9 protein-coding genes are annotated in these 11,768 nt (G+C 70.7%); 7 read left to right on the forward strand and 2 right to left on the reverse strand.

What is annotated here, in order from left to right:
* Positions 1 to 84: 84 nt before the first annotated feature.
* Entirely contained in the window at positions 85 to 363 is a 279-nt protein-coding gene (locus OG611_RS30895; RefSeq protein ID WP_266427639.1) for an antitoxin, read from the reverse strand.
* 212 nt (positions 364 to 575) lie between these two features.
* Here OG611_RS30895 and miaA point away from each other — a divergent pair, with 212 nt between their 5' ends.
* The 6 genes from miaA (at position 576) to hflX (ending at position 8,554) form a co-directional block, all read left to right on the forward strand.
* Positions 576 to 1,514: a tRNA (adenosine(37)-N6)-dimethylallyltransferase MiaA gene (gene miaA / locus OG611_RS30900; protein ID WP_266427642.1), complete on the forward strand. Its 939-nt coding sequence runs from the start codon at positions 576 to 578 to the stop codon at positions 1,512 to 1,514.
* A 107-nt stretch (positions 1,515 to 1,621) separates the two neighbouring features.
* The gene (locus OG611_RS30905; protein ID WP_266431329.1) at positions 1,622 to 2,059 is read left to right on the forward strand and encodes a hypothetical protein; all 438 of its coding nucleotides are present in this window, start codon (positions 1,622 to 1,624) and stop codon (positions 2,057 to 2,059) included.
* A gap of 101 nt (positions 2,060 to 2,160) precedes the next feature.
* A complete protein-coding gene (gene dapF, locus OG611_RS30910) occupies positions 2,161 to 3,033 on the forward strand; it encodes a diaminopimelate epimerase (protein WP_266427645.1) in 873 nt (290 codons plus the stop codon).
* 140 nt (positions 3,034 to 3,173) lie between these two features.
* On the forward strand, positions 3,174 to 5,339 hold the full coding sequence (locus tag OG611_RS30915; RefSeq protein ID WP_266427648.1) for a bifunctional (p)ppGpp synthetase/guanosine-3',5'-bis(diphosphate) 3'-pyrophosphohydrolase: 2,166 nt from the start codon (positions 3,174 to 3,176) through the stop codon (positions 5,337 to 5,339).
* 96 nt (positions 5,340 to 5,435) lie between these two features.
* The gene (locus OG611_RS30920) at positions 5,436 to 6,890 is read left to right on the forward strand and encodes a M1 family metallopeptidase (RefSeq protein ID WP_266427651.1); all 1,455 of its coding nucleotides are present in this window, start codon (positions 5,436 to 5,438) and stop codon (positions 6,888 to 6,890) included.
* Positions 6,891 to 7,033: 143 nt separating this feature from the next.
* Entirely contained in the window at positions 7,034 to 8,554 is a 1,521-nt protein-coding gene (hflX, locus tag OG611_RS30925) for a GTPase HflX (protein ID WP_266427655.1), read from the forward strand.
* Between the two features lie 277 nt (positions 8,555 to 8,831).
* Here the strand turns inward: hflX and OG611_RS30930 are convergent, their stop codons facing one another.
* Complete coding sequence (locus OG611_RS30930; protein ID WP_266427660.1) at positions 8,832 to 10,052, reverse strand: serine protease; 1,221 nt, start codon at positions 10,050 to 10,052, stop codon at positions 8,832 to 8,834.
* A gap of 328 nt (positions 10,053 to 10,380) precedes the next feature.
* Between OG611_RS30930 and OG611_RS30935 the strand changes: the two genes are divergently transcribed.
* On the forward strand, positions 10,381 to 11,760 hold the full coding sequence (locus tag OG611_RS30935; protein WP_266427663.1) for a diaminobutyrate--2-oxoglutarate transaminase family protein: 1,380 nt from the start codon (positions 10,381 to 10,383) through the stop codon (positions 11,758 to 11,760).
* Positions 11,761 to 11,768: the final 8 nt, after the last annotated feature.

An 11,768-nucleotide genomic window follows, 5' to 3' on the forward strand; every position in this document is an offset into this window, starting at 1 on the left:
GCCCCTGCCGCCCGGAGACGTGCGGATAACGGCCGTGCAGCGTCCTCGCTCCACGGCCGTCCATCGGACTTGATCAGTTCATGGTCAGGAGGCGGGCGGCGTACCACCCTCGTCCTTGGGTGTACCACCCTCGTTCTTGGGTGTAGCACCCTCGTCCTTGTGGGACAGGCGCTCGACCGCGTCCTTGGCCTTCCTCGCGCCGGACTCGATCTTGTCGCTGTACTTGCCCTTGGTCTTTTGGTCGACCGTCCGTGCGGCCTTGTCGAGCCCTTGGTCGATCTTGTCCCCGTGCTGATGCGCGAGTTCGCCGACCTTGTCCTTGGCGGGGCTCAGCTTGGCCTTCAAATTGTCCAGGAAGCCCATCGGGCACCTTCCCTGCTGGGGGACTACGGTCGGGCGCTTCTTCAAACCGTGAAAAAACGCCCATATTTACTTCGGATTCTACTGGCGCGCGGGAAGATCCGCGCTGTCCGGGGCTCCGCGGTCGGCGCGGCGCGGCACCCGGCGTCTTCCCGAGGGGGCCGGGCAGGCTCACTCGTTCGGGAAGACCCGCGGAGGTTTGCGAGACTGTGGCAGTGAGAAGTTCAGCTCCCGCACCGCGGGTCATCACCGTTGTCGGTCCCACTGCAGCCGGAAAGTCCGATCTGGGGGTATTCCTTGCTCAGCAGCTCGACGGTGAAGTGGTCAACGCCGACTCCATGCAGCTCTACCGGGGAATGGACATCGGTACCGCGAAGCTGACGCTCGCCGAACGCGGTTCCGTCCCGCACCACCTGCTGGACATCTGGGACGTCACCGAGGCCGCCAGCGTCGCCGAGTACCAGCGGTTGGCCCGCGCCGAGATCGACCGGCTGCTCGCCGCCGGTCGCACCCCCGTCCTGGTCGGCGGCTCCGGGCTCTACGTGAAGGGCGCCATCGACGCCCTGGAGTTTCCCGGCACGGACCCGGACGTACGGGCCAGGCTGGAGGAGGAACTGGTCGAGCGCGGCTCCGGAGTGCTGCACGCCCGGCTCGCCGCCGCCGACCCCGGAGCGGGCCGGGCCATCCTGCCGAGCAACGGCCGCCGGATCGTCAGGGCCCTCGAAGTCATCGAGATCACCGGCAAGCCCTTCACTGCCAACCTCCCGGGTAACGATGCGGTGTACGACACCGTCCAGATCGGTGTCGACGTGGCCCGCCCCGAGCTCGACGAACGCATCGCCCTGAGGGTCGACCGGATGTGGGCGGCCGGGCTCGTCGACGAGGTGCGCGCCCTGGAGGCACAGGGTCTGCGGGAGGGCCGCACCGCGTCCCGGGCACTCGGCTACCAGCAGGTGCTTGCCGCGCTGGCCCAGGAATGCACCGAGGACGAGGCACGGGCCGAGACCGTTCGCGCCACCAAGCGATTCGCACGCCGTCAGGACTCGTGGTTCCGCCGCGACCCGCGGGTCCACTGGCTGAGCGGCGCCGCGGAGCACCGCGGGGAACTCCCGCGCCAGGCGCTGGCGTTGGTCGAACGAGCGGTTACAGCCTGATCACGTGATGGCATCGGGAAGCCCTGCCCGTCATTTCGGCGACCTGGAGCGTGCCATCATCGAGCATCGATCGACCAGTGGAGTCCGAGTTGGGAGGGCGCGTGGCGATGGAGGCCGGCCCTCGCGACACTGAACAAGACGCACCGGACGCGCTGCACGGGACAGGCAGTCTGAGCCCCGACGGTCCGGACGAGCTCGAAGCGACCCCCGAGGTCGAGGTCGAGCTGCGGCCCGCGCGCAGGCTGCGGATCTGGCAGCTGGCACCGATCGTCATGCTCGCCGCGGTGGGATCGCTGATGTTCGCCTTCCCGCTGGCCTTCGAGTTCGGCGACGGCGGCGCGGTCGTGGCCATGCTGGGCCTGCTGATCAGCTGCTGCGCGGCCGGCTGGGGCATGATGGCCGCCCGCCGGGTGGGATACACCTGGCCCGGCCTGCCGCAGCGGGGTTCGGGCGAGCGGTCCGACTGGCGGGTGATCGCCCTGTACGTCGTCGTCGGCGGCGCGCTGGTCGCCCTGGCCGTCTGGCGCGTGGCACGGCTCCGCTGACGGCCGGAGCGGGCCCTTTCCGCAGGTCCTGCACCTCGCGCGGGAGTCGGCGGGGCGGCCCGGGGCGGTCGGTTGTCGGCGCTGTTTCGTACAGTTGCCCTGTGAGCACCTCGCAGATCGCCTTCCTCAAGGGTCACGGCACCGAGAACGACTTCGTGATCGTTCCCGACCCGGACAACGCCATCGACCTGCCCGCGTCCGTCGTCGCCCGGCTCTGCGACCGCCGGGCCGGTATCGGCGGTGACGGGCTGCTGCACGCCGTACGCTCCGCCGCGCACCCCGAGGCGCGGGCCATGGCCGACGAGGCCGAGTGGTTCATGGACTACCGCAACGCGGACGGTTCGATCGCCGAGATGTGCGGCAACGGGGTGCGGGTCTTCGCCGGGTTCCTGCAGCGCGCCGGACACGTCGAGGAGGGCGACCTCGCCGTCGCGACCCGGGGCGGCGTGAAGAAGGTCCACATCGCCAAGGACGGCGCCATCACGGTCTCCATGGGGCGCGCGCTCCTTCCCGAGGACGGCGTCACGGTCAGCCTCGGCGGTCGCAGCTGGGACGCCCGCAACGTGAACATGGGCAATCCCCACGCGGTCGCCTTCGTCGACGACCTGACACACGCCGGCGACCTGCTCTCCGTGCCGCCCTACAGCCCCGCAGCCGTCTACCCCGACGGCGTCAACATCGAATTCGTCGTGGACCGCGGACCGCGCCATGTCGCCATGCGGGTCCATGAGCGAGGCTCCGGCGAGACCCGCTCCTGCGGCACGGGCGCCTGCGCCGTGGCCGTCGCCGCGGCCCGCAGGGACGGCGCGGACCCCGCGGAGACCGGCACCCCCGTCACGTACACGGTCGATCTGCCCGGCGGCACCCTCGTGATCACCGAGCGGCCGGACGGCGAGATCGAGATGACCGGACCGGCCGTGATCGTCGCCGAGGGCCTGATCGACTCCGCCTGGCTCGAAACGGAAAGGCCTTAGAGCTTCGCTCGAATGGGTGATCCCTTTCACGCTGGGCGAGAGCCGGACTCCGCCACGTGGTGGGCTCGGTAGCATCAAGCACCGGCCCGGAGGCGCGACCGCGCCTCCCCACCGCCGGTCGACGTCGCCGGAGGTGCCCCATGAGTGCAGAGGCCACCAGCCCAGGTGCCCCCATCCGCCGACGGGGCCGTCCCCGGATCGATCTGCGCAGGCTCGGCCGTGTCGCGCTGCTCGGTCCCGTCCCCCGCGACCGGCTGCCCGACGCCATCGGCCATGTCGCCGAGGCCCACCGGGCCCACCATCCGGATGCCGACCTCTCGATCCTGCACCGGGCCTATGTGCTCGCGGAGTCCTCGCACCGCGGCCAGATGCGCAAGAGCGGCGAGCCGTACATCACGCACCCGCTCGCGGTCACGCTGATCCTCGCCCAGCTCGGCGCCGAGACGACGACGCTCACCGCATCGCTGCTCCACGACACCGTCGAGGACACCGATGTGACCCTCGAGCAGGTACGGGACCAGTTCGGCAAAGAGGTCTGCTACCTCGTCGACGGCGTCACCAAGCTCGAAAAGGTCGACTACGGAGCAGCCGCCGAGCCGGAGACCTTCCGCAAGATGCTGGTCGCCACCGGGGACGACGTCCGGGTCATGTCGATCAAGCTCGCCGACCGGCTGCACAACATGCGCACCCTCGGCGTGATGCGGCCCGAGAAACAGGCCAGGATCGCCAAGGTCACCCGTGACGTGCTGATCCCGCTCGCCGAACGGCTCGGCGTGCAGGCCCTCAAGACCGAGCTGGAGGACCTCGTCTTCGCGATCCTCCACCCCGAGGAGTACGAACGGACCCGCGCGCTGATCGCGGCCGCGTCGGCGCGGTCGGACGGCTCCGGCGCCGCCCCTCAGGACCCGCTCGCGGCCATCGCCGAGAACGGCACGACGGTGCTGCGGGAGGCCGGTATCCCCGCCGAAGTCCTCATCAGGCCGCGCCACTTCGTCTCCGTGCACCGGGTCGGCGTCAAACGCGGCGAGCTGCGCGGCACCGACTTCGGCCGGCTGCTGGTGCTCGTCGGCGAGGACGCCGACTGCTACGCCGTGCTCGGCGAACTGCACACCTGCTTCACCCCGGTGATCTCCGAGTTCAAGGACTTCATCGCCGCCCCCAAGTTCAACCTGTACCAGTCGCTGCACACCGCCGTCGTGGGCGAGGACGGGGCGGTCGCCGAAGTCCTCATCCGTACCCACCGGATGCACAAGGTCGCCGAGGCCGGAGTCATCGCCCTCGGCAATCCGTACGCCGCGGACGGCGGCGCCGGCCCCCAGGCCGCCGAACCCGCGGACGGAGAGCGCGCCGACCCCACCCGGCCCGGCTGGCTCTCCCGGCTCCTCGCCTGGCAGCAGTCCGCCCCGGACCCCGACACCTTCTGGACCACGCTCCGCGCCGACCTGGCCCAGGACCGGGAGATCACGGTCTTCCGGACCGACGGCGGCACGCTCGGGCTGCCCGCCGGCGCCAGCTGCGTCGACGCCGCCTACGCGCAGTACGGGAACGAAGCGCACAACTGCATCGGCGCCCGGGTCAACGGCCGACTGGCCACCCTCGGCACCGTGCTCAGCGACGGGGACACCGTGCAGCTGCTGCTCGCCGAGGACGCCGCCTCCGGCCCCTCGCCCGACTGGCTCGACCACGCCAGGACCCCCGCCGCCCGAATCGCCATCACCGGCTGGCTGGACGCCCACCCGGAGGACACCCGGAGCCCGCACGGCGGCCGGCCCGCGGAAACCGGGCCCGAGCAGCCGTCGCAGGGCCACTCCAGGCCCGGACCGCAGCCACCGGAACCCTCCGGCGCCGGGCTCGCCGCGACCGCTGTGGTGGACCGGCCGGACGCCACCGTACGGCTCGCGGGCTGCTGCACCCCCGTGCCACCCGACGCCGTCACCGGATTCGTCGTGCGCGGCGGCGCCGTCACCGTGCACCGGCTGGAGTGTCCCGCCGTCGCCCGGATGCGGTCCGTCGGCCGGGAGCCGGTCGGGGTGAGCTGGGAGGATGCCACCGACTGCCGGTTCACGCTGGTCGCCGAGTCCTTCGGGCGGCCCCGGCTGCTCGCCGATCTCACCGAGGCGATCGCGACGGCGGACGCGGCGATCATCTCCGCCACCGTCGAACCGCCCAGCGAACAGCGGGTCCGGCACACCTACACCCTCCAGCTCCCCGACGCGGCCGGACTGCCGGCCCTGATGCGCGCCATGCGTGACGTGCCCGGGGTGTACGACGTGAGCCGCGCCCAGCACCCCGCGGCCACCGTCTGACTCCTCCGGTCGGAGCCATCCGCCACAGCGCTCTCATTCGGGTGGTGCGGCGCGCGCCGCACCTGTCCAGCGGGGAGTCGCTGGTAGCGGTAGTTCATGCCGTTCATCTCCCGCCGTCTGCGGGCCGCTCTGCTGGCCACCGCATCAGCCACTCTCGTCGCAGCCACCCTCCCCTCACCCGTGCCGCTCGGCATCGGCGATCAGCTCTTCCCCCATCTCGGCAACCCCGGGTACGACGTCCGCGCCTACGACATCGGACTGACCTACCACGGCGACAACAGCAAGCCGCTGGACGCCGTCACCAGGATCGACGCGCGGACCACCGAACCGCTCGACCGGATCAACCTCGACTTCACCCGGGGCACGGTCCGCAGCGTCGAAGTCAACGGACTGCGCGCCGACTTCGCCGTCGCGGACGAGGACCTGGTCATCAAGCCACTGGGGCGGCTCCCCGCCGGGGTACCGCTGCGCATCACCGTCCGGCACACCAGCGACCCCAGCGGCGACCAGAACAGCGGCGGCTGGCTGCGTACCGCCGACGGCCTGGCCATGGCCAATCAGGCCGATGCCGGGCACCGGGTCTTCCCGAGCAACGACCACCCCTCCGACAAGGCGTACTTCACCTTCCGGGTCACCGCGCCCAAGGACCTGACCGTGGTGGCCAACGGACTGCCCACCGGCACGGCCCGGCACGGCGCCGACACCACCTGGACCTACCGGACCGAACACCCCATGGCCACCGAACTGGCCCAGGTGTCGATCGGGCGCTCCGCAGTCCTGCGCCGGACCGGCCCGCACGGACTGCCGGTACGCGACGTGGTGCCCGGCGCCGACCGCAAACGCCTCGAACCCTGGCTGAGCAAGACCCCCGCCCAGCTGGCGTGGATGGAACAGCAGGTCGGCCGCTACCCCTTCGAGACGTACGGACTGCTCGTCGCCGCCACCGAAACCGGCTTCGAGCTGGAGACCCAGACGCTCTCGCTCTTCGAACGGTCCCTGTTCACCGGGACCGGCTATCCCGAGTGGTACCTCGACTCGATCATGGTGCACGAGCTCGCCCACCAGTGGTTCGGCGACAGCGTCTCCCCGCAGAGCTGGTCCGATCTGTGGCTCAGCGAGGGACACGCCACCTGGTACGAGGCCCGCTACGCCGAGGAGCACGCCGGCAAGTCCCTGGAACGCCGGATGCGCGAGGCCTACACCAGGTCCGACGGCTGGCGCGCCGCGGGCGGCCCCCCGGCCCACCCCGACGCCCCGGCACCCGGACAGAAGATCAGCCTGTTCCGGCCGGTGGTGTACGACGGCAGCGCACTGATCCTCTACGCGCTGCGTCAGGAGATCGGCGCGAGCGCGTTCGACCGGCTGGAGCGGAGCTGGGTGCGGAAGCACCGGGACTCCAACGCCACCACCCAGGACTTCGTCCGGCTGGCGTCCCGGACCGCGGGCCGCGACCTGACCTCGTTCCTCAACGGCTGGCTGTACGGGGAGAAGACCCCGCCGATGCCGGGGCACCCGGACTGGCACAGCACCGCGCCCGCCGGACAGCGGTAAACCCGGGTGACTGGTGCGGCGGACCATGCCACTATCGACGAGTCGCCGCGGCGGCCGGACCGGAGATTCCCGACAGCGGGAATCATCGGAAGGGGTCACGCGTTGTGACTGATGTAACGGACTTCCAACGACGTAAGGATCCAATGACCTCCTCTTCTTCCCTTCCCCAGGACGCGCAGGATGCGCAGAGCGCTACGGAGAATGTCACCGAAAGCCTCACCGAGAGCCTTCGGGCCGACGCCCTGATGGAAGAGGACGTCGCCTGGAGCCACGAGATCGACGGAGAGCGGGACGGCGAGCAGCTCGACCGTTCCGAGCGCGCCGCACTGCGGCGTGTGGCCGGACTCTCCACCGAGCTCGAAGATGTCACCGAGGTCGAGTACCGAAAGCTGCGCCTGGAGCGCGTGGTGCTGGTCGGTGTCTGGACGTCGGGGACCGTGCGTGACGCGGAGAATTCCCTCGCGGAGCTGGCCGCGCTGGCGGAGACGGCGGGCGCCCAGGTGCTCGACGCCGTCTTCCAGCGCCGCGACAAGCCGGACCCGGCCACCTACATCGGTTCGGGCAAGGCGCTGGAGCTGCGCGACATCGTCCTCGAATCAGGGGCCGACACCGTCGTCTGCGACGGTGAGCTCAGCCCCGGCCAGCTGATCCACCTGGAAGACGTCGTCAAGGTCAAGGTGGTCGACCGGACCGCCCTGATCCTCGACATCTTCGCCCAGCACGCCAAGTCCCGAGAGGGCAAGGCGCAGGTCTCGCTGGCACAGATGCAGTACATGCTGCCGCGGCTGCGCGGCTGGGGTCAGTCGCTCTCCCGTCAGATGGGCGGCGGCGGTTCCAGCGGCGGTGGCGGCATGGCCACCCGCGGTCCCGGTGAGACCAAGATCGAGACGGACCGGCGCCGGATCCGCGAGAAGATGGCGAAGATGCGCCGGGAAATCGCGGAGATGAAGACGGGCCGCGAGATCAAGCGCCAGGAACGCAAGCGCAACAAGGTCCCGTCGGTCGCCATCGCCGGCTACACCAACGCGGGCAAGTCCTCGCTGCTCAACCGGCTCACCGGTGCGGGCGTCCTGGTGGAGAACGCGCTGTTCGCCACCCTGGACCCGACCGTGCGCCGGGCCGAGACGCCGAGCGGCCGGCTCTACACGCTGGCCGACACCGTCGGGTTCGTACGGCATCTGCCGCACCACCTCGTCGAGGCGTTCCGCTCCACCATGGAGGAGGTCGGCGAATCCGACCTGATCCTGCACGTGGTGGACGGCTCCCACCCGGTGCCGGAGGAGCAGCTCGCCGCGGTGCGCGAGGTGATCCGCGAAGTGGGTGCGGTGAACGTGCCCGAGATCGTGGTGATCAACAAGGCGGACGCGGCTGATCCGCTGGTGCTCCAGCGACTGCTGCGCATCGAGAAGCACGCGATCGCCGTCTCGGCGCGCACCGGCGCCGGTATCGAGGAGCTGCTCGCGCTCATCGACACCGAGCTGCCGCGGCCGTCGGTCGAGATCGAGGCGCTCGTGCCGTACATCCAGGGCGGACTCGTCTCCCGGGTGCATGCCGAGGGTGAGGTGATCTCCGAGGAGCACACGTCGGAGGGCACCCTGCTCAAGGCGCGGGTGCACGAGGAGCTGGCGGCCGAGCTCTCCTCGTTCGTCCCCGTGGCGCACTGACCGCGACGCGATACGGCCCGGCAAAGACCCGAAGGCCCGCCCCGACCAGGGGCGGGCCTTCGGCCGTCATCGGGTGCCGGTGGCCGTCAGTGGCCGGCGAACTTCTCGCTCATGGTGGTGAAGACGTCCTTCGCGCCCGGACCCAGGTGGGGACCGGCGAGCCAGCCCGAAGGCACCGGCCCGATGGAGGTGTTGGAGACCAGCACGGACTTGCCGTCGCTGCCTCCCCCGATGTGCCGTCACCGTCACCGCCACCGGGCCGGGTGACGGTCCGTCGTCACTGTCCCGCGTACTTCTTGCTGACCGACTCGTAGACGCCCTTGGCCTCCTTGCCGAACCGCGGCCCGGCCAGCCAGCCCGCGGTCACCGGCCCGATGGAGGTGTTCGAGACCAGTGCGGGCTTCCCGTCCTGTCCCGCCGCGACCCAGCCACCGCCCGATGCGCCGCCGGTCATGGTGCAGCCGATGCGGTACATCGTCGGGTCCTGCGCGGTCAGCGAGAGCCGGCCCGGCTTGTCCGCGCACTGGAACGCCTTCTGGCCGTCGTACGGCGGAGCGGCCGGGAAGCCGGTCGCCGTCATGCTGTTGATCTTCGGCACGGCCGGGGCGTTGAACTCGACGGGCAGCGCGGAACCGACCGTCTCCTCCAGGGACTTGCCTGTCGAGCCCTTCTCCGGCGTCACGTGCAGCACCGCGAAGTCGTAGGGCGCGCCCAGTCCGCCCATCGAGGAACCCTGCGAGATCCACTGGTCGGACGTCTGCGCCCAAGTGCCCCACCAGACGCCGTAGGGGGCGATCTCCTGCTTGGTCGCCTTCTTCAGCGCGGCCAGGGAAAGGCCCTGGTTGTTGTACGAGGGCACAAAGGCGATGTTGCGGTACCAGCCGCCCTTCTTGCCCGCGTGCACACAGTGCCCGGCGGTCCACACCAGGTTGGACTTCCCGGGGTGCGCCGGGTCCTTCACCACGGTCGCGGAACAGACCATGGAGCCCTCGGGACTGTCGAAGAGCAGCTTCCCGGACTCCGCGGCGTTGGCGTGGTACGGCGTCCGGACGCCCGCGGCCTGGACCGGCGCGGGCGTCGGGTCCGTCACGCCCACGTCACCCGAGATGTCGTTGTCGACCGGCTTCTCGGGCGACCTGTCGGCATCCCGCATCCGATCCGGGTCCCAGAGGTCCTCGATGATCGGGTTGACGAAGTCCTTGGCCTCGCGCAGCCACTTGTCCCTGTCCCAGTTCTTCCACTCGCCGTTCTTCCACTGGTCGAGGTCGATCCCGTGTGCCTTGAGCCGGTCCTTCAGATCGTCAGGAATCGTGATCTTGCCGTCCGAGGACTGGCCGGCGGGAACGCTCGGCTTGTCACTCGCGTTGTCCTCCTCGGGCCCGCAGGCGGTGGCGCCGAGCGCGAGCACCGCGGTGACCGCGGCCACCGCGAGCACCGACGAGGGCCGACGGCGTGCCCTCCCCTGACGTGCGGCGAGAACCGGTCGAATGAGTCGCATGTGGTGATCCCCCTGGGACTTCGTAACTCAACACTTCTGTACTGCACTGCGGTACTGCTCCGAGCCACCTGCTCCGAACACCCTGCGGACTTCCGGACAACCGTCCTGGATCCTGTGCGGCCCCCACTATGCCGGTGCCGATGGGGACGGTGAGCGGCAGGGCCGTGGTTCCGCCTCCGCAAGGATCTTCCGATTTACCCGTGATCCGTCGCCCCCGGCGTCGTTGGTACGTGCGTGGGACCCGGGGAAAGCGTTCATCCCCGTACTCCGTCCGTGCGTCGACGTACTGATGTGCAACGCAACCGTTACAGCGGGAGGACCAACAGCCGTGGCCGTGACCGAACCAGCCCCGGTGGCAGCACCGTCGGTGCACGAGGGGATCCTGCGCCGCCAGTCCCTGCGCGAATCCGCCGCCCGTACCTACGCGCGTTCACTGCCGATCGTGCCGGTCCGGGCCCGAGGGCTGACCATCGAGGGCGCGGACGGACGGCGGTATCTCGACTGCCTCTCCGGAGCCGGCACCCTGGCGCTCGGACACAACCACCCGGTCGTGCTGGAGGCGATCAAGAAGGTCCTCGACTCGGGTGCGCCGCTGCATGTGCTCGACCTCGCCACCCCGGTCAAGGACGCGTTCACCACGGAGCTGTTCGCCACCCTGCCGCGGCAGTTCGCCGACAACGCCCGGATCCAGTTCTGCGGCCCGGCGGGCACGGACGCGGTCGAGGCGGCGTTCAAGCTGGTCCGCGGCGCGACCGGCCGCAGCGGCCTCCTCGCCTTCACCGGCGCCTACCACGGGATGACGGCGGGAGCCCTTGCCGCCTCGGGCGGCGCCGAGGACGTACGGGTGACCAGGCTGCCCTACCCGCGGAACTACCGCTGCCCCTTCGGCGTCGGCGGTGAGCGCGGCGCGGAGATCGCCGCCCGGTGGACCGAGAACCTCCTGGACGATCCCAAGGGAGGCACACCCGCGCCGGCCGGGATGATCCTCGAACCGGTGCAGGGGGAGGGCGGTGTGAACCCCGCTCCCGACGGCTGGATGCGCCGGATGCGCGAGATCACCGAGGCCCGCTCCGTCCCCCTGATCGCCGACGAGGTCCAGACGGGCGTCGGTCGCACCGGTGCCTTCTGGGCGGTCGAACACAGTGGGATCGTGCCCGATGTGATGGTGCTCTCCAAGGCGATCGGCGGTTCCCTCCCGCTCGCCGTGATCGTCTACCGCTCCGAACTCGACACCTGGCAGCCGGGCGCCCACGCCGGCACCTTCCGGGGCAACCAGCTCGCGATGGCGGCGGGCACGGCCACCCTCGCCTTCGTGCGGGAGAACCGCCTCGCCGAGCGCGCCGCGACCCTCGGCGCCCGCATGCTCGCCCGCCTCCAGGCGCTGGCCACCGACCACCCCACCATCGGTGACGTACGCGGACGCGGCCTGATGATCGGGGTCGAGCTGGTCGACCCGGAAGCCGCCCCGCCCGGCGACAGCCCCGAGCCGCCGCCCGCCCCCGCCCTCGCCGCAGCCGTCCAGCAGGAGTGCCTGCGCCGCGGGCTCATCGTCGAACTCGGTGGACGACACTCCACCGTCGTACGCCTCCTCCCTCCCCTCACACTCACCGACGAACAGGCGACAGCGGTCATGGACCGCCTCGCCGACGCCCTGGCAGCCGCCGAGCGGCTGCCGCACCGCCGGATCACGACCGGGTCGATCCGCTGACCCCGGAC

It is taken from the genome of Streptomyces sp. NBC_01363, assembly GCF_026340595.1.
GTDB lineage: Bacteria > Actinomycetota > Actinomycetes > Streptomycetales > Streptomycetaceae > Streptomyces.